The 18,488-nt window shown below is 69.6% G+C and carries 17 protein-coding genes; 7 read left to right on the plus strand and 10 right to left on the minus strand.

Annotated elements, in window-relative coordinates; all coding sequences use genetic code 11:
- Window positions 1-62 precede the first annotated feature (62 nt).
- A complete protein-coding gene (locus ABJD39_RS08400) occupies window positions 63-932 on the plus strand; it encodes a DNA adenine methylase (RefSeq protein WP_348607039.1) in 870 nt (289 codons plus the stop codon).
- A 71-nt stretch (window positions 933-1,003) separates the two neighbouring features.
- On the opposite strand, the gene ABJD39_RS08405 is transcribed toward ABJD39_RS08400, so the two are convergent.
- The gene (locus ABJD39_RS08405; RefSeq protein WP_348607042.1) at window positions 1,004-2,722 is read right to left on the minus strand and encodes a DUF1508 domain-containing protein; all 1,719 of its coding nucleotides are present in this window, start codon (window positions 2,720-2,722) and stop codon (window positions 1,004-1,006) included.
- Window positions 2,723-2,914: 192 nt separating this feature from the next.
- Here ABJD39_RS08405 and ABJD39_RS08410 point away from each other — a divergent pair, with 192 nt between their 5' ends.
- On the plus strand, window positions 2,915-3,658 hold the full coding sequence (locus tag ABJD39_RS08410; protein ID WP_348607045.1) for a DNA polymerase sliding clamp: 744 nt from the start codon (window positions 2,915-2,917) through the stop codon (window positions 3,656-3,658).
- Between the two features lie 177 nt (window positions 3,659-3,835).
- Here ABJD39_RS08410 and ABJD39_RS08415 read toward each other — a convergent pair whose 3' ends face one another.
- From ABJD39_RS08415 to ABJD39_RS08425, 3 genes are all read right to left on the minus strand, one after another.
- Window positions 3,836-4,459 (minus strand): hypothetical protein, encoded by a 624-nt coding sequence (locus tag ABJD39_RS08415; protein WP_348607048.1) that lies wholly within the window; start codon window positions 4,457-4,459, stop codon window positions 3,836-3,838.
- 249 nt (window positions 4,460-4,708) lie between these two features.
- Complete coding sequence (locus ABJD39_RS08420) at window positions 4,709-5,020, minus strand: hypothetical protein (RefSeq protein WP_348607051.1); 312 nt, start codon at window positions 5,018-5,020, stop codon at window positions 4,709-4,711.
- A 169-nt stretch (window positions 5,021-5,189) separates the two neighbouring features.
- Window positions 5,190-6,566 carry an MFS transporter gene (locus ABJD39_RS08425; RefSeq protein ID WP_348607054.1) on the minus strand — a complete coding sequence of 459 codons (1,377 nt, stop codon included), beginning with the start codon at window positions 6,564-6,566 and terminating at the stop codon, window positions 5,190-5,192.
- A 94-nt stretch (window positions 6,567-6,660) separates the two neighbouring features.
- Here ABJD39_RS08425 and ABJD39_RS08430 point away from each other — a divergent pair, with 94 nt between their 5' ends.
- Entirely contained in the window at window positions 6,661-7,413 is a 753-nt protein-coding gene (locus ABJD39_RS08430; protein WP_348607056.1) for a hypothetical protein, read from the plus strand.
- A gap of 43 nt (window positions 7,414-7,456) precedes the next feature.
- Here the strand turns inward: ABJD39_RS08430 and ABJD39_RS08435 are convergent, their stop codons facing one another.
- Together ABJD39_RS08435 and ABJD39_RS08440 are read right to left on the minus strand one after the other, a co-directional pair.
- A complete protein-coding gene (locus ABJD39_RS08435; protein ID WP_348607059.1) occupies window positions 7,457-8,044 on the minus strand; it encodes a DUF7474 family protein in 588 nt (195 codons plus the stop codon).
- 83 nt (window positions 8,045-8,127) lie between these two features.
- Window positions 8,128-10,911, minus strand: a complete 2,784-nt coding sequence (locus ABJD39_RS08440) for a hybrid sensor histidine kinase/response regulator (protein ID WP_348607062.1) — start codon at window positions 10,909-10,911, stop codon at window positions 8,128-8,130.
- Between the two features lie 249 nt (window positions 10,912-11,160).
- Here ABJD39_RS08440 and ABJD39_RS08445 point away from each other — a divergent pair, with 249 nt between their 5' ends.
- The 3 genes from ABJD39_RS08445 to ABJD39_RS08455 all read left to right on the plus strand — a co-directional run bounded on the left by ABJD39_RS08445 (window position 11,161) and on the right by ABJD39_RS08455 (window position 14,119).
- The gene (locus ABJD39_RS08445) at window positions 11,161-11,625 is read left to right on the plus strand and encodes a universal stress protein (RefSeq protein ID WP_348607064.1); all 465 of its coding nucleotides are present in this window, start codon (window positions 11,161-11,163) and stop codon (window positions 11,623-11,625) included.
- Between the two features lie 111 nt (window positions 11,626-11,736).
- Window positions 11,737-12,951 (plus strand): DHH family phosphoesterase, encoded by a 1,215-nt coding sequence (locus ABJD39_RS08450; RefSeq protein WP_348607067.1) that lies wholly within the window; start codon window positions 11,737-11,739, stop codon window positions 12,949-12,951.
- A gap of 166 nt (window positions 12,952-13,117) precedes the next feature.
- Entirely contained in the window at window positions 13,118-14,119 is a 1,002-nt protein-coding gene (locus tag ABJD39_RS08455; protein ID WP_348607070.1) for an alcohol dehydrogenase, read from the plus strand.
- 202 nt (window positions 14,120-14,321) lie between these two features.
- Here the strand turns inward: ABJD39_RS08455 and ABJD39_RS08460 are convergent, their stop codons facing one another.
- Complete coding sequence (locus tag ABJD39_RS08460) at window positions 14,322-14,828, minus strand: DUF5807 family protein (protein WP_348607073.1); 507 nt, start codon at window positions 14,826-14,828, stop codon at window positions 14,322-14,324.
- 148 nt (window positions 14,829-14,976) lie between these two features.
- On the opposite strand from ABJD39_RS08460, the gene ABJD39_RS08465 reads away from it, so the two are divergent.
- Window positions 14,977-16,398, plus strand: a complete 1,422-nt coding sequence (locus tag ABJD39_RS08465) for an ATP-binding response regulator (RefSeq protein WP_348607076.1) — start codon at window positions 14,977-14,979, stop codon at window positions 16,396-16,398.
- Between the two features lie 34 nt (window positions 16,399-16,432).
- Here the strand turns inward: ABJD39_RS08465 and ABJD39_RS08470 are convergent, their stop codons facing one another.
- The 3 genes from ABJD39_RS08470 to ABJD39_RS08480 form a co-directional block, all read right to left on the minus strand.
- Window positions 16,433-16,876 (minus strand): DUF7112 family protein, encoded by a 444-nt coding sequence (locus ABJD39_RS08470; protein ID WP_348607079.1) that lies wholly within the window; start codon window positions 16,874-16,876, stop codon window positions 16,433-16,435.
- Between the two features lie 21 nt (window positions 16,877-16,897).
- Entirely contained in the window at window positions 16,898-17,329 is a 432-nt protein-coding gene (locus tag ABJD39_RS08475; protein ID WP_348607082.1) for a 30S ribosomal protein S6e, read from the minus strand.
- A gap of 299 nt (window positions 17,330-17,628) precedes the next feature.
- The gene (locus ABJD39_RS08480) at window positions 17,629-18,483 is read right to left on the minus strand and encodes a hypothetical protein (RefSeq protein WP_348607085.1); all 855 of its coding nucleotides are present in this window, start codon (window positions 18,481-18,483) and stop codon (window positions 17,629-17,631) included.
- Between the last annotated feature and the right edge of the window lie 5 nt (window positions 18,484-18,488).

Genomic DNA, 18,488 nt, shown 5'->3' on the forward strand with positions numbered 1-18,488 from the left:
GGCTCGCCGACGTGACGCTTGCCAGCGTTTAAGAACGGCGGCGCGCGAGTGCCACCAACAGCATGGTCGAGCCGATCCTCAAGTGGGCGGGGGGGAAACGCCAGTTGCTCTCCGAGATCACGGGGCAGTTCCCCGCCGACTTCGAGCGCTATCACGAGCCGTTCGTCGGCGGCGGCGCCGTCTACTTCCACCTGGAGCCGGAAGACGGTTCGATCAACGACCTCAACGACCGGCTGGTGACGCTGTACGAGGTCATCCGGGACCGCGATCCCGAGGACCTGATCGCGGAGAACGAGACGCACGAGCACTCCGAGGAGTACTACTACGACGTCCGCGACGAGTTCAACGACCTCCACGAGGTCGACGACAAGACCGACGACCAACGCCTCCGTGAGGCGTCGCTGTTCGTCTATCTCAACCGGACGTGTTTCAACGGGCTCTACCGCGAGAACAACAGCGGCGAGTTCAACGTCCCCGTCGGCCGCTACGCGAACCCCGACTGGGTGCAAGCCGACCGGATCCGCACGCTCCACGAGGTGTTGCAGCACACGACGATCCACAACGAGGACTTCGAGTACGTCCGTGAGGAGGCGGCCGCCGGGGATCTGGTCTACTTCGATCCGCCGTACGAACCCGTCTCGACGACGGCGGACTTCACAGACTATCACGCCGAGGGATTCGGCAAGGAGGACCAGAAACGCCTCCGCGACCTCGCTGTCGACCTCGACGAGAAGGGCGTCTCGGTCGTCCTCTCGAACTCACCGCCGGTCGCGGAGCTGTACGAGGAGTACGACCAGTTCACGGTCACCGTCGTCGGCGCGACCCGATCGATCAACAGCGACGGCGACAACCGCGGGGAAGTCGCCGAGGTGTTGATAACGAACGTCTCGGACGCCGAGAAGCGGCGGACGACGCTCTCGGAGTACAACTAACGTCGCCCACGGGATCCGGAGAGATCCCCAGCGAAGTCGTTTCCCACTCGGTTCCACCCGACCGCGGCGGTCTACTCCTCCTTCTCGGTCTCCACCTCATCGTCAGGCAGTTCCTCACTCTCCTCCTCGACGGGTGCGTTCGGCGCGTGTCGCTTCACGCTGTTGACGGCGTCGAGCGCCTTCGACCGGGAGGTGTACCCCTCGCCGGACGTACCGAGGATCGTCCCGTTGCGGTGACGCAGCCGCCAGCGGAACTCGCCGGCGGCGTCCTCGTACACCTCGACGGCGGCGGTGGTCATCGTGAGCCGGTCGGCGTCGGGGGCGTACTCGCTGACGCGCTCGATCGCGTCCGTCAGCTTCGACCGGGAGCTGTACCCCTCGCCGGAGTCCGCGATGGTCTCCCCGTTGGCGGCGACCAGTCGCCAGCGGTGGCCGCCGGCGGCATCTTCGAACGTCTCGAACCGGACCCCGGAGTCGGCGTCGACGGCGGCGTCACCGGCCACCTCCTGGACGCGGTCGGCCGCCCGGCGGGCGTTCGACCGGCTGGCGTAGCCTTCGCCCGAGTCGCCGAGGATGTTCCCGTTGCGGTGGACGAGTCGCCAGCGGAACTCGCCGGCTGCGTCCTCGTACACCTCGATCCCCGCCGGGTCGAACTCCAGGTAGTCGGCGGGGCCGATGGCCGAGCGGACCGACTCGATGCCGTTCTCGGCGGCCGACCGCGAGGAGAAGCCACGGGTCCCCGCCGCGATGGTCTCGCCGTTGTCGTGGCGGAGCCGCCAGCGGTACTCGTCGTCAGCGTCGCGGTAGAGGCGGAACCGCGCGCTCGGGTCCTCGGCGACGGGGTCGGCGACCGGCTCGGGATCCTCCTCGTCGCGCTGCCAGACGACCGCCGCGCCCAGCGAGTTACGCTTGACGCTGCGCATCCCGCGGCGGGCGGTCCGGTCGGAACTGTACCCCTCACCCGAGGTCGCGATGATGTTACCGTTGCGATGGACAAGCCGCCAGCGCCACTGCCCGGACTTATCGCGGTACACGTCGAACGTCGCCGAACTCTTCGAGAGCGCGTTGACGTGCGACGCCGCCGCGTTGAGGTCGTCGCGTACCGACGCCGTCTCCTCGCGTGCGGCTGCAGTCTCCGCGGTCACGGCTTGGGTTTCCCCGCGGGCCTCCTCGGCCGCGCGATCGGCCTCCGCGGTCTCCGCCCGCGACTCGTCGAGCTCGGATTCGAGGGCGTCGATCCGGTCATCACGCTCGGCGACCGCCGCCTCCAGCTCCGTGATCCGCTGGTCGTCCGCCTCGTCGTCGGCGCGGGCGTCGGCCAACTGCTCCTCGACGGCCTGTCGAGCACGGCTCTGACCGACCGAGATCGGTGCGAGCGCACCCGAGAGGGTGATAAGCGCCAGCCCGAGGGTGTACACCGCGACGACCCCCTGCGCGCTCCCCGAGCCGAGCGCCCACTGTCCGGGGAAGACGGTCAGGAACCACGCCATTGCGGCCAGACAGACGAGGAGCCCGACGTATACCAGCCGCTTGGCGGTCCGGTGGAACGACTGGCCGACCACGAGGCCGGCGAAGGCGGTCGCGAGTCCGACCCCGGAGAGGAGGTACGCGATCCCCCGGGTTCCGGTCTGCCCCGCCCCCATCGACGTGAGAAACACCGCCATCCCCACGACCGCGATAACGGTCCCGGCGACGAACAGCCAATACCCGTACACCTCGTCGCTCGTGAACGGTTCGCCGAACCGCTCTCGGTACGTCGACGCGAGCACGCCAGCTCCTGATTCACTCATGGTACTAGCTACCGATTCACAGCATATTGTCTTCAAACTATGTTCTCCCTGTCACCCGATCGAACGACTGACACCGGACGACCCCGGGCCGTGGCGACGCCGCCGTCCGCAGCTACGTCGGCGACCGAGGTCGCCCGGAACCGGAACGGGAACCGCGGGTATTTTTACGGGCACACTCGTAGCCCGCGATATATGTTCAAGGCCATCGTGAGTGCGTCTACCCTCCGCGACGCGCTCGACTCGGTGAGCGTGCTGGTCGACGAGTGTAAGATCCGGCTCAACGAGGACGAACTCGCGATCCGCGCCGTCGATCCGGCCAACGTCGGCATGGTCGACCTCACGCTCGAGGCCGCCGCGTTCGAGTCCTACGAGGCCGACGGGGGGGTCATCGGGGTCAACCTCAACAGGCTCGAGGACATCGCCGGTATGGCTAACACCGGCGACCTGATCCAGCTCGAACTCGACGAGGAGACCCGCAAGCTCCACATCCACATCGAGGGGCTCAGCTACACGCTCGCGCTCATCGACCCCGACTCCATCCGCCAGGAGCCGGACATCCCCGATCTCGATCTCCCCGCCGAGATCGTGCTGGAGGGTGCCCAGATCAACCGCGGTATCACCGCCGCGGACATGGTGAGCGACCACATCCGCCTGCGCGTCGACGAGGCCGAGGAGGCGTTCTTCATCGAGGCCGAGGGCGACACCGACGACGTGGACCTCCGGCTCGACCGCGAGGACCTCATCGACCTGCAGGCCGGCCCCGCCGACTCGCTGTTCAGCCTCGACTACCTCAAGGACATGAACAAGGCCATCCCGAAGGACGCGGAGGTCCGGGTCGAACTCGGCGAGGAGTTCCCGGTGAAGCTGCACTACGAGTTCAGTGAGGGGATGGGGCAGGTAACCTACATGCTCGCGCCGCGCATCCAGAGCGAATAGACTGCCGTACCGGAACCACCTCTCGGAGGGTTTCCCGCGGATCGTTTTCCCCGCTGCCGCCGCTGCCTCCGTCACTGCCCGGTCGTCGTCGCCCGCCGGCTACGCCGTCCTCAACCCTGTCGCCGTCGATGTATCGAATCCGGCTCCCTCGCCGCCGATCCTCCGTTGCCCTCGATTCTACGTCGCCGTCGATTCACCGATGAGCGCCCATGTCGCGAGCGCCTGACGGACGAGGAGTCGGCCGCCGAGTGCCACCGTCGCCAGCGCGAGCGTCGTCGCGGCGACCGCGGGCCAGTTCGTCGTCGCGAGCACGCACGCCGGGGTCTCGGCCGCACACGACCCGAACAGCTCGCGGTCGAACGCGGCGACGCGGACGACAGCCGCCCCGCCTCCGACCGCGGCCGCGCCGGCGAGCGTCCCGCCGGCGATTCTGCGGGGTCCCGTCGCCGACGGCTCCGGCCGGTCGAGGACCGGGCCGGCCCATCCCGAGAGCAGCGCCGACACGAGCAGGAGAACGACTGCCGGGGCGAACAGCCACCCGACGGTCAACATCCCGACGACGGCGAACCCGGCAAGCAGCACCGTCGAGACCCACAGGAGCGCCCGTCGCCCTGTCCACGCCGCGGCCGTCCCGACGAGCGCGTCGAGCACTGCCCCGAGCAGCCAGGCGGTCACGAAAACGTCCGCGAGCGGTCGGGGCCACAGCACCGCGACGGCGGCGACGGCGGCCGCGAGGCCGGCGAGCACGCCGAGGAGGCGACTCGCGTTCCGCCGCGCGTTTGCGGGGGGTGAGGGGACCATATGTGCGTCTCGACTGTCGGATGAGTAATACGCTCCGGCCTATTCCGTCGCGCGCGAACTCCCGAGGCGGAACCGACGGTTTCTCGGTCGTGTCGGCCGCGCCCCCGAGCGTGACGACCGCCATCTGGTTCGACCTCGACGGCACGCTCGTCTCGTTCCCGGACTACGGAGCGGTGCTCGCGACCGCCTGCGAGGCGGTCGGGATCGGTGAAGCGGTGGGCCGGTAGACCGGGAACCCAGCCCGGCGGCTTACGCCGGCTCGTCCCGACGGGCGGCCGGAACGCTGACCGCCCCCGACACCAAGGCGGCGCTCAGGAGGCACGCGGCGGCGGGCGCGAACGCGAAGCCGACGGTCGCCGCGGCCGCGAGCGCGACGCCGGTCATCGCCAGCGCGGCGCCCCACAACAGCCGCCCGCTGTCGGTCCACGCGGCGCCCGAACCGACGAGCGCGGCCGCGGCGGCGCCGGCGACCAGCAGGGCCGCGAAGACGTCGACGAACGGCCGCGGGGAGGGGATCGACGCGGCGGCGCCGATCGCGGCCGCCGTCGCGAGTGTGCTCAACAATCGACTCGCCGCCCGCTGCGGGGTGGAGGGTCGCCCCGGATGCATACCGGACGGTCGCCGCCCGACGGGTAATATCCCCGGGCACGTTCCAGCCCGGCTGTCGAGCGAGCCGGATGGGCCTCGCGCCCGGTCGTTCGCGGTCTCGGCGGGGTCGATCTACGGGCGCTCACCACGCGCCCGCCGACTCGGTCGCCGCGCCGCGACTCAGCACCCACACCACCGGAACCAACAGCACCGCGCCGGCGACGAACGGCGACCAGTACGCGAGCACGTACGCCGCGGCGGCGACGGGCGGGCCGACGGTCCGCCCCAGGCTCCCGGCGCCCTGGGTGACGCCGAACGCCGCCCCCTGGGTCTCGTCGCTGGCGCGTTCGGACACCAGCGTCGACAGCGAGACGTTCAGCGAGCCGTTGCCGAACGACAGCAGCGCGCCCACCGCGAACAGCGCGACGGTCGGTCCGGTGAGGATCGCTCCGTTCAACAGGCCGTCGCCGGTCCCGCCGGGCAGCGGGAGCAGGCCGCCGAGTTCCGGCGTGAACGGGAGCAGCGCGAGCGCCGCCGCCAGCGCGGTGCCGCCGATCACGGCCAGCCGGACCGCGCCGAGGCGACGCTCCAGCGGACCGACGAGCGCGCCCTGGTTGATCGTGCCGAGCACGCCGATGTACGTGAGGAAGACGGCCGCCGCGGTCGCGTCGTAGCCGTAGAAGTCGGCGGCGAACGGAATGAACATCACCTGGATGCCGGCGAACGCGACCGAGGTGACGAAGTAGGAGGCGACCAGCGGCCGGAGCGCGTCGTCCGCGAGCGCCGAGCGGAACTGCCCGATCAGCGACCGTCGGCCGGCGCCGCTCGGGCGCGTACGCTCCGGCTCCCGCAGGACGGCCACGGCGGCGCCGGCCGCGAGAAACGACAGTCCGGCGGCGAGGAAACTCGGGAGCGTGAACCGCGTCGTCGGAACGATCTCCGGGAGCAGCGCGTCGGCGGCGGCGACGACCTGGTCGCTCGCGGCGACGCCCCCCAGCGCGGGGCCGAACACGAACCCCAGCGAGAAGGCGGCGCCGACGAGCCCGAGCGCGCCCGCCCGCTTCTCCCGCGGGGTCACGTCGGCGATGTACGCCTGTGCGGCGGAGATGTTGCCGCCGGCGGCGCCCGCGAGCGTTCGCGAGAGCAGCAGGGTCGCGACGGCGGCCGCGGAACCGGCGACGGCGCCGATCTCCGTCGCGAAGCCGAACACCAGCCACGCGACCCCGGCCATCGCGACCGAGAAGGCGATCACCGGTCGTCGGCCTCGCTCGTCGGAGATCCGGCCGAGGGTCGGCGCCGCGAGGAACTGCGCCAGCGAGTAGGCGGCGGCGATGAGCCCGATGAACACGTCGCTCACGCCGAACGAGCGGACGTAAAAGGGGAGGATCGGGATGACGACGCCGAAGCCGAGCAGGTCGAGGAAGACGACGGCGATCACGACCGCGACCGCGCGACGGGAGCCGCCGGCGCCGATGTCGTCGTCGCCGCCGGCCGAGGATCGATCGGGAGACGCGGGCACACCGGACCGACGGCCGGCGAGGACTTATCGGTCGTGGTGCGTTCTCACGACAAGACACTTACCGGCCCTGTGTCCACTCCCCGGTGTCCCCTCCATGCCCTCCGACCGCACCGCGCTCGTGCTCGTCCTCGTCGGGCTCCTCCTCGTCCCCGGCCCCGCGTACGCGTTCGCGCTCGACGATCTCGGCGGGGAGGAACGCCACCGGAACTCGACGGGCTACTCCGCGGCCGAGATCGATGTCTCGAACGACACGGTGCTTGCGGACCGCTACGTCGACCGCCTCTCCTTCCGGCCGTCGAGTCTCGAGTACCGCCACGTTCGCGAGGAGTTCCGCGCGCCGAACGAGACCCGCGAGGCGCTCGAAACCACGATGATCGACGGGGCCGCGTCGGTTGACTCCGACGCCGTCGCTGCCGACCTCCGACAGCTCCAACGGAACTACACGTATCTGACAGCAGAGTACGACATGTACTACGCGTTCTCGCTCGCGGACGACGAACTCACCACGACCGTCGTGAACGACTCCGAGATCGCGTCCGTCGTCCGCGAGCGGTTGATCGCGAACTACAGTTCGCTTTCGGCCGCCGAGCAGCGGACGTTCCGGAAGATCCGCAACGCGACCGTCTCGGAGGAGGCGTACGACTACCGCCCGTGGAGTGACGAGCCCCTGCCGCATGCCCCGATCGTCGAGCGCGAGGGGACGTACTACGCCGTCGAGGTCACGTCACATACGGACGACTTCAACTTCCCCGACGGGCTGTTGCTCGGGCTCGTCGCCGCGGGGGTCGGCGTCGTCACCGTGCTCGTCGGTATCACCACACTCGGGTACAATCGCTGGCGGTCGTAGCGGTGTCCCGCCGGGCTCTTGGCCCGGAGCGACCAGTCCGAACTCAGCCGTGGCGCTCGATCACGCGCTTTGCCGCCTGCGCCTTCTCCTTCCACCCGTAGCCGGCCTCGTACACGTGGCGCTTGCTGTCGACGAGCTGTTCGGGACTCGATTCCTCGAAGCCGCCGCGCTCCCACGTCCCCGACCGGTGGAGCCACTCGATGACGTTCCCCCGGGTCTCCTCCCACGAGAGGCCGACCATCTCGTACCAGGCCACCAAGCTGAATATCGCGTTATCGTGGCAGCCCGGATAGCTCCCCTCGCGGTAGATGGTCGCCATCGGCTCGCGGGTCGGCTCGGACACCTCCTCACGGTAGCGCTCGGCGGTGAGCAGCTCCAGCGCGTCGCCGTTCTCCTCGACGCGCCCCTCGCGCCGGAGCAGCTCCAGCGCGGCGCGGTGGAGCCCGGACCACTCGTCGTGGACGGCGTGTTGCAGCGCCGACTCGCTGACCGCGCCGTCGACGAGGACCGTCAGGACGTCCGTGTACGCCTGCTCGACGTGGTGCCACTCGGTCCCCTCGAAGTCGCAGTCGGCGTCGTGTAGGCTGTTCGTGGTGCGACAGCCGGGACAGGGGTACGCGAACCGGGGCACGAGTATCGTGTGTTGTGTGGGTCGACGGCTTAGGTGTCGTGGTTCCGTTCGACCCGTCGGCAGACCCCGGGAGCCGCCGACCGCTACTCGTCGACCGAGGCCACGCCGGTCACCTCGAACCGGGCGCCGCCGTCGGGCCCCTCGGTCGCACGGATCTCCCAGCCGTGGGCGGCGGCCACCTGCTTGACGATCCGGAGGCCGAACCCCGTTCCCTCGTCGCTCGTCGAGTAGCCCGCCTCGAACACCGAGTCGCGCTGACCGGCGGGGATCCCGACGCCGTCGTCCTCGAGGAAGAAGCCGTCGTCCAGGCCGCCCACAGTGACGGTGACGCCGTCGCCGCCGTGTTCGACCGCGTTGCGGACGAGGTTCTCGAACAGCTGTCTGAGGCGCCGCTCGTCGGCCAGGATCGGCCGGTCGGCCTCGACGACGAGCTCCGCATCGCCCGTCTCGACGTTCGCCCAGCACTCACGGACCGTCGACGCGGGGTCGATCGGCGCGAGGTCGGTCGCCGTGTCGTCCTCGCGGGCCAGCGCGAGGAGGTCCTCGATCAGCGCCTCCATCCGGTCGTGTGCGCGCTCGACGGCGTCGAAGTGCTCGCTGTCGCAGTCGTCGCGGGCGAGGTCCAACCGACCGGTCGCGACGTTCAGCGGGTTCCGGAGGTCGTGGCTGACGACCGAGACGAACTCCTCGAGCCGCTCGTTCTGTCGCCGGAGTTCGTCGCGGCTCTCGCGAAGACGACGCTCGCGCTCGTGCTCGTCGAGCGCCGTCTCCGCGGCCGTCGTCAGGATCCGCGCGAGGAACTCGTCGGTCGAATCGAACGCGTCGGGGGCGGTCTCGCCGACCGAGACCGTCCCGTGCGTGCCCAGGGGAAGCAGCATGAGGCTCCGGAGGCCGCTCCCGGCGTCGACCGCCCCGGTGTCGGCCTCGATGTCGTCGTACACCCGGACCTCGTCGGCCTCGAAACTGGCCCAGTTGAGGCTGCCGGAGTCGGCGGTGAACGGCCGGCGCTCGGGGATCACGTCCGCGACTGCGTCGGACTCGGCGACCGGAACCAACTCGCCCGCGTCGGGGTCGAAGAACCGAACGACGGTGACACTGAAGCCGAGGACTTCCTCCGCCGCCTCGACGATCTGGTCGGCGATCGCCCGCCGTGAGTCCGCCCGAATGAGCTCCTGGGTTGCATCGTGCAGCAGTTCGAGCCGGCGTTGGCGGTCCCTGAGCGTCTCCTCGCGGACCACCCGATCGAAGGCGGCCTCGAGGTAGTTCGCGAGGATCTCGACGAGGAGGATGTCGGTCTCGGTGAACGCGTCAGCGTTCGTCGATGAGATGATGAACAGGCCGTGATCGCCGACCGGGTGAAACAGGACGCTCTCGGCCGGGGTCTCTTCTGTTATCTCCTCTGTACCGGAGGTCGATCGAACGTGTGTCGGCTCGTCCGCCCGAAACGCCTCCCACGCGAAGTGCGCCCGGGTGCCCGGTGGCGCCGATCGATCGTACGCGGGGGATCCGTCGAACACCGCCTCGACGGAGTCGGCCATCGAAACCGGCTCCAGTCTATCGCCGGTGTCGTTCACGAGGTGGATGGAGCTCAACTCGGCCCCGATGATCTCGGCGGCGGCGTCCGTCGCCAACTGCGCCGTTTCGGCGACGGTTCGGGTGTAGTTGAGCGCGCGCGAACGCTCCCGTAGCTGTTCGAGCTTGCGGTCCCGCCGTTCTCGGTCGGACACGTCGCGACTGCTTACGAGGAACCGGTCGTCGCCGGCGAGGTCGAGCCGTCTGATGTGGACGGTGACGGGGAACGTAGACCCGTCGCGCCGGGTGTACTCGCCGTCGAGTTCCTGCCGGTCGCCGACCGCCATGTCTCTCCAGACTTCACGGATGGTGGTCGGATCCTGTGTCTGGTCGATGTCCCAGACTTTCATCGACGTGACTTCTTCCTCCGTGTATCCCGTCTCCGCGAAGAACTGGGGGTTCGCGTCGAGGATGTTCCCCTCGGCGTCGTGGATATCGATCATGTCCGGCGACTCCTCGAACAGCGCCTCGAGGCGGGCGGTCGTCTGCGTCAACTGGTCTTCGCGCTCCTTTCGCTCGGTGACATCGGTGATGAATCCTTCGAGCGCCTCCACGGTCCCGTCGTCCGCGTACACGCCGCGTCCCCGTTCCCACACCCATTTCGTGTCTCCATCGCGCGTTCGGAGCCGATAGGTGACCTCGAACGTGCCCTCCGCCGCGAGCCCCTCCTGCACGGCGTCCCACATGGCCTCGCGGTCGTCGGGGTGAATGACCTCGGGCCCCCACTCGACGCGATCGGACTCCAGCTCCGCCGCGGTGTACCCCGTCAGCGCCTCGACTTCGCCGTCGACCGTCTCCATCGGCCAGGTCGGCTCGTTGCGGCAGCGGTAGACGATGCCCGGGAGGTTCCCGATGAGCGTTTCCAACCGGCGCGTCCGCTCGGTCAACATTCGTCGCGACTGGCTCGCCTCGACGGCGTTCACGATCCGATTGGCAAGCAGCGTGTACTGGTCGGTGCCGCCTCCCTTCTGGATGTAGTCGGTGACGCCCGCCGAGATCGCGTCGCTCGCGACCTCCTCGCTTCCCTTCCCGGTGAACAGCAGAAACGGGAGATCCGGATACTCATCGCGGACTGTCCGGAGGAACTCGATCCCGTCCTTGCCCGGCATGTCGTGGTCGGACACGACGCAGTCCACATCGTGGTCAGCCAGCGCGTCTAGCCCCGCCTCGGCGTCGGTCACGCCACGGACCTCGATCCGGTCGTGTTCGCGCTCGAGGAACGTCGCGACCAGCTCGCCGAACTCCGGCTCGTCGTCGACGTGGAGCACTCGTATCGGGTCGTGAGTGTCGGCCATGGGAACCTGCTTCTGTCGCCAGAGACGCCGAGGGGACTTAAGCGATGGTCGTCGGCGTACCGAGGCTGAGAATCGGCGTGCTCGGTCCGTGCTCGCGGACGAGTGCCGGCCCTCACCGATGTCACCATACCGGCACTGATGTCACTGTCGCCGTCACCGCCACACAGTCCCGACTGTCCGGGGCGCAAGCGCCGTGTGGGCGACGGGGAGCGCCGAGTTTTAAGCACGCGCCCGGAGAACGCCGGTGTAATGCCCGAGTTCGACACCATCGTCGTCGCCACCGACGGCTCCGACAGCGTCTCGCGTGCCGTCGAGGTCGCGCTCGACCTGGCCGACCGGTTCGACGCCGCGGTGCACGCGCTGTACGTCGTCGACAGCGGCGAGGTCGACTCCTCGCCGGAGGAAGTCCGCGATCAGATGCGCAACGCCCTTCAGGAGCGCGGCGGCGAGGCCATCGTCGACGTGCAAAAACGCGCGGGCCTCGACGTGACCGCCGTCGTTCGTGAGGGACGTCCCGCCAACGAGATCGCCGACTACGCCCGCGAGATCGACGCCGACCTGGTCGCCACCGGCACCCGTGGACGACACGGCGAGAATCGGTTCCTCATCGGTTCGGTCGCCGAACGCGTCGTCCGCACGTGCCCCGTCCCGGTGTTGACGGTTCGGCAGCTCGCTGGCGAGGACGACGACGGCTACGGCGGCGCACCGGTCTGAGCTGATCCGTCGGCGTCCGCCGTCTCCGATTCGCTCGCCGCATCCGATTCGACAGGCCCACTCGCCGCGTACACCACCGCTGTTTTTCACCGCGCGTCGCGACCTCCGGATATGGACGACGAACTCATCGAGAGCCACACCCTCCCGCTGGACCGCAAGTCGCGGCTCCCCGGGACGGGCTTTTTCTATCCGGACTCGCTGGACGAGGATCGATCCGAGGAGCGCGCGAAGGAGGCCGTCGAGGGCGCCGAGGCGGTCGTGATCACCGACTCCGATGCCGACGGCCTCGGCTGTATCGCGCTGATCCGCGAGGCGTACGACGCCGCCCTCGACCCGACGCCGTTCGAGGAGCGCCGCCGCGCGAAGCTCGACGGCACCTACGAAGAGGAGTTCGGCGAGGAGGCGGACGGCGAGGGGGACGACCGCGCGGAGTCGTCGGTCGCGCTGTTTCCCTCGGGCCCCCACTCCTTCGAGGAGGACCTCGGCTACGCCGCCGAGTTTCTGGAGGAGGGGACCGACGTGTTCGTCTGCGACATCTGTCCCGACGCGTTCGAGTACATCGCCGATGACCTCCGCGCGGTCGTCGACCGCGCGGACGCAGTCCGCTGGTTCGACCACCACCAGTGGGACGAGGAGCTGGCCGCGTCGGTTCGCGATCTGGGGATCGATCTGGTCGTCGGCGAGAGCGACGAGGAGTGCTCGACGGACGTGACGCTGCGGTCGCTCGACTACGAGTTCGACGAGCGCTTCACCGAACTGGCGCTCGTCACCCGCGATCACGACCTCTGGCTGAAGGAGGACGAGCGCTCCGACGACCTCGCCGACTTCGCCTACTGGACAGGGGGCGAGGAGTACGCGGCGATCGTCGGCGCCTACGGCGTCGACCTGCCGCCGGTCGCGATGGAGTACGTCGAGGACCGTCGCGTCGAGAAGCGCCTGCTGATCGAGAAGGCCGTCGACCGCGCGGTCGAACACGAGATCGGTGACTGGTCGGTCGGCGTCACCTACGGCCGGTGTTCGCAAAACGAGGTCGCCGACACGCTTCGCGAGCAGGGGATGGACGCCGCGGTGATCGTCAAGCCCTCGGGCTCGGCGTCGATCCGTGGGTCCGACGACTTCGAGCGCTGTCACGAGGTGGCCGGCCAGGTGAACGGCGGCGGCCACCCGAAGGCCGCCGGCTGTAAGCCGGACATCTACGACGACATGCTCGACTACGGCCACCACTGGAGCACCGAGGGCGCGACGGCCAAGCGCGTCATCATCCGGGCGTTCGAGTCGCTCGCGGAAGAAGCCGCGGCGGAGAACGCGGCCGACGCCGCCGAGTAGGTCGGCGCTCGGGGCGGACTCGATCAGGTCGGTGCTCCCCGCTGGGGCGACGAACGATCGAGATGCGTGTGGCGATTCCAACGGTTCTCCGATCGGCCGCAGGGGTTTCCGTCCCGCGGCCGTCGGATCGTCCGCACATGAACCGAACAGCGTGCGGTGGGTCGCGATGAGGGCGGCACGGGTTCCCGAGGCGGGCGCGGACTTCGAGGTCCTCGACGTCGAGACGCCGGAGCCGGACCCCGGCGAGGTACGGATCGACGTCGACGCCTGCGGGATCTGTCACAGCGACGCGTTCGTGAAGGAGGGCGCGTACCCGATCGACTACCCCCGCGTCCCGGGCCACGAGGTCGCGGGCCGGGTCGACGCCGTCGGCGACGACGTGACCGCCTGGAGCGAGGGGGACCGCGTCGGCGTCGGCTGGCACGGCGGCCACTGTTTCGAATGCGCGGCGTGTCGCCGCGGCGACTTCCAGCAGTGCGAGAACGCCCGGATCACCGGGATCGCGTACGACGGCGGCTACGCCGAGTACATGACCGCGCCGGCGGAGGCGCTGGCGACGATCCCCGACGACCTGGACGCCGTCGACGCCGCCCCGCTGCTGTGTGCGGGCGTGACGACGTTCAACGCGCTGCGTAACACTGACGCGCAGCCGGGCGATCTGGTCGCCGTGCAGGGCGTCGGCGGCCTCGGCCACCTCGGGATCCAGTACGCCCACGCGTCGGGCTTCGAGACGGTCGCGCTCTCGCGGTCACCCGACAAGGAGGAGTTGGCGTCCGATCTCGGTGCGGACCACTTCGTGAACACGGCCGAGGAGGACGCCGCGACCGCGCTGCAGGATCTGGGCGGCGCCGACGTGGTGCTCGCGACCGCGCCGTCGGCGCCCGCGATCGAGTCGGTGATCGACGGGCTCGGTACGGACGGCCGCGTGGTCGTCGTCGGCGTTCCCGGCGAGGAGGTGTCGGTCGACGCCCAGTCGCTCGTCGGCGTCCGCGGCGGCGTCGACGCCTGGGCCTCCGGCAACGCCCGCGACTCTCAGGACGCGCTGGAGTTCAGCGACCTCCGCGAGATAACTCCGGAAATCGAGACGTACGACCTCGACGACGTGGAGGAGGCGTACGACCGGATGATCGACAACGAGGCGCGCTTCCGCGTCGTTCTCGAACCGTAGCCGACGGCTCGACCGGAGCCCCTTTGTACGCGCGGCCGCTTCGATGGGATGACGGCACGGTCAGGCGGCACCTTTCACCCAGGTGGATCACTCCGCCGCGGGTACCGTCGACTGACCTACTCCGTCGCTCTACACTCCTGAGCGACGGCTTCGACTGCCCGGCGCAGGTCTCCCCGGTGACGATTCCTCCCACGCCTCGATCTCACTCCTCGACTGCCGGGTCCTCGGCGTACTCGCCCATGATCCACTTGTGGGAGTAGTCGGTGCCGCACGAGCAGTGGGCGTACGCGTGCATCACGTCGCCATCGGCGTACAGGCCGCCGACGCCCTCGTTTTGCTCCTCGGCGAACGCGAAGACGAACTCCGCGCGGTGGTCCGCCTCGGGATCCTCGGCGGCGTCGGGGCACTCGCCGCCGCCCAGGTCGGGGTAGATGACGCCGTCGCGGTCCATCGCGCCCTGCGCGAACTGCATCGGGTCCATGCCGGTGCCGGCGGCGAACGCCGTGCGTCCGTCCTCGCCGGGGAGCACGAGGACGACGCCCTCGTCGACGGCCTGGCCCATGTTGGCGATCTTCCCCTGTTCGTCGAGGTGGTCGTGCGTGAGATAGATCGCCACGTCCTCGAGGCGCTCGCCCGCGAGGAACTCCGCGAGTTTCCCGTCGTCGGCGTCGATACCTCCCTCGGCGTCGTCGGCGGCGTCGTCGGTCATACCCCGGAATCGGCGCGCGAGTCGTATAAGGTCGTTCGTCGCGGGTCGCAACCGGCCTGGCCGCGCCGCTCGACCGGCCGATCCTCACGTACCATCGGTGATATTCGCGGGTGAACGGTTTTACGCGTCCGCCCAGACCGGTCGGGCAATGAACGAGGGGAACGACGATATCACCGTTCTCTACGTCGACGACGAGCCCGACCTGCTGGAGCTGCTCGTCATCGGACTCGAGCGCGAGTCGGACCGAATGACGGTGTTGACGGAGACCTCGGCTGCCGACGGACTCGATCGCTTCCGCGACGCCGACGTGGACTGCGTCCTCAGCGACTACGCGATGCCGGACGGGACGGGGGTGGAGTTCCTCCGCTCGGTCCGCGAGATCGACCCGGACGTCCCGTTCGTCATGTTCGCCGAGACGGGGGACGAGCGCGTCGCGAGCGAGGCCATCTCCGCGGGCGTCACCGACTACGTCATCGAGGAGGCCATCGGGGGTCAACACGAACTGTTGGCGCGGAAGATCGCCACCTACGTCGACCGTCGCCGGGCCGAGCGGCGTGCCCAACGCACCAACGAGCGGCTCCGCGAGCTCGCCGGGGTCGCGAACGACGCCCTCTGGATGTTCTCCGGCGACTGGGAGGAACTGCTGTTCATCAACGAGGCCCACGAGCGGCTGTTCGGACAGCCCATCGAGGAACTGCACACCGCGCCCGACTCGTTCCTCGACCGGGTCCATCCCGACGATGTCGACCGTGTGCGGCAGGCGATGGAACGCGCCTCCGCCGGGGACTCCCAGAGCGTCGAATATCGGGTCCGGAAGTCCGACTCGGTGGTGGTGTGGCTGGAGTCACAATGCGTCCCCATCAGGGACGACGAGGGAACGATCCGGCGGTTGACGGGGTTCACGCGGGACATCACCGACCGCAAGCGCCACGAACAGGAACTCGCGAACAGGAACGAGCAGCTCGACGGCTTCGCCTCGACGGTCGCACACGACCTCCGGAACCCGATCAACATCGCCGACGGTCACCTCGCCTTGGCTCGCGAGGAGTTCGACAACGAGCACCTCGGAGCCAGCGCGCGGGCGGTCGCCCGGATGGAGGAACTGCTCGAGGACCTCCTCTCGCTGGCACGCACCGGCGACGAGATCGGCGACACCAGGCCGGTCGATCTCGCGGAAGTCGTTCGGGCCGCCAAGGACAACGTCGCGATGGCCGAGGCGACGCTCGCGATCGAGGACACGACGACGATCGAGTGCGACCCGACCCGGCTCAAGGAGGCCGCCGAGAACCTGCTTCGAAACGCGATCGAACACAACGAGACAAGCGTCGAGGTGACGGTCGGAACGCTGTCCGACGAGGGGTTCTTTTTCGAGGACGACGGCGTCGGGATCCCGGTTACGGAACGGGAGGCCGTCTTCGAGAACGGCTACTCCACGATCGAGAAGGGAACCGGGTTCGGGCTCTCGATCGTCGATCAGATCGTCACCGCGCACGGATGGGACGTCGCGGCGACGGCCAGCGACGCCGACGGAGCCCGGTTCGAGGTGACCGGCGCCGCGGTCGACCAGTGACGACGCCGGCGGCCGTCGGGTCCGGTCTCCCGGCCTACTCGTCGTACAGCGAGTCGGCGATGTCCTGCAACCCCCTGTCGGGGCGCTTCGTCACCGTGTAGACGGCGCGCTCGCCGGGAACGCGCAGGCCGTAGAGGTAGCCGGGGTCGATCTCGTCGAGATCGACCGGGTCGCCAGGTTCGCGGTCGTGCTCGCGCGCCCACTCGACGAGGCGGTTCTCGGCGTCGCCGCCGGCCCCGCCCCCCTCGCGCATGCGCTTGCGGTCGTCGTAGGCGCCGCGCACGAGCAGTCCCTTCGAGTCGCTCGTCACCGTCGCGTGGCGCTGGTCGCCGTCGAGGACGAGTCGGATCTCCTCGCCCGCCGAGAGAGCGGCTTCCTCGGGAATCCGCAGGCACGGGAGCCTGGTGCCGCCCGACCGCGCGAGACGCGCTCGGTGGCTGGTGACGTCGTCGGCGTCGCTGGCGAGTCTGTCGCTCATGAGCGGTGGAACGGGGTCGCGTTACTCCTCGTCGTCGTCCGCGTCGGCCTCGGCCTCGGCCTCCTCGTCCGCCTCGGCTTCCTCGTCTTCTTCTTCGCCGAGCGCCTCGGCGATGGAGCCACCGATGCGGGCGTTGATCTGGACGGTCTCCTCGGAGATCTGGCGGCCGCGGACGGTGACGCGCTTGCGCTCGCCGTCGCGCGAGGGCTTGTAGCCGACGCCGCCCTCGAGCAGGAGCTCCTTCAGTTCGCTGCCGGGGACCTCCTCGCGCATCGGACGGCCGGCCTTGTCGGAGCCGCCGGTCAGCGTGAGGTCAGTGTCGACGCCGACGGCCGCGCCGTCGACCTCGTCGCCGATCTCGCGACCGAGGAATCGGTTGGCGTCCTGTCCGTCCACGTCGAACTGCCGCGTGTCGCCGGCGTCGTCGCCCACGACGATCTTGAATTCAGCCATTACGGGGTAGTGCTCGGCGATGAGAGAAAAGACCGTCGAAAGCGTAGCCGAGAACCGAAGGTTCGAGGCTACGACCGTGTGCGGCGAGGTCCGTGGGCCGAGCCGCAGAGGAACGAAAGCGTGGTCCGAGGCCGTAAGGCCGAGGACCACGATGTCCGGCGGCGCGCTTGCGGGCGCGCCGCCCACAGAGAACGCGTAGCCGAGAACCGATGGTTCGAGGCTACGGCCGCGAGGCCCGAGCCGCAGAGAAGTGAACGCGTGGTCCGAGGCCGTGAGACGGAGCCCCGTCGTCTGACCTGCTATCGGGCAACCGCAACCGCGCCGGCGTCGACGACCGCGCTCGGCGCGCCGCGGTACGTGCCCTCGCCGACGGCCTCGGTGGCCGGAACCGCCACCCATCCGGGTCCGTCGCCGGTCACGTTCGTCCGGGTTGACTGGCGGAAGCTGTTCCCGGTCCACCCGCCGGCGAACCAGTCGTTTCGCGCCTCGTAGCTGACGGAGACCTCGACTGTCGCGTCCGCGGGCGCGTCATACGAGAGGAACATGCGGGTCCCGAACTCGCGACAGACGGTCGACTCGGGCGCCGGGAACGGGCATTCCGCGTCGGTCGCGTCGAACCGCGGCCGCAACACCGGCTCCGACCCCACCGGCGAGCGCGTGTCGATCGGCTCCTCGAACGCGAGTTCGACGCGCACGAGGTGGTCGTCGAGCGTCCGGATCGGCGTCTCCTGGGGGTCCGGGGTCGGCGTCGCCGCGCCCGGCGTCGCAGTTTCCCCGTCGGGGTCGATCGGCCGCGGCGGCGGGCGCTCGCGGTAGGCCGGCTCCAGCGTCGGCAGCGACACCGCGAGCATCGGGCCGTACTCGGTTTCGGCGATCTCGAACGACCAGTTCGCCGGCGCGTCGACGACGCCCGGCGACCCGGCGACGAGCGCGTCACCGACGGAACTCGTCCCGTTCTCCGCGGGTAGCGGGAGATACAGCGTGACGTTCGTCAGCGTCGCGTCCGGCTGGATCGACGCCCGATACTCCGCGGTGTGGCTGTACGACTCGGGAGCCGGACGCGTGAACTGCCAGACCCCGGCGGCGAGGACGCCCGCGGCGAGGAGGATGACGACGGCGACGACGACGAGTACGACCCGGAGGCGACGGTTCATCGTCC

It is taken from the genome of Halobaculum rarum, assembly GCF_040025155.1.
Taxonomy (GTDB): domain Archaea; phylum Halobacteriota; class Halobacteria; order Halobacteriales; family Haloferacaceae; genus Halobaculum; species Halobaculum rarum.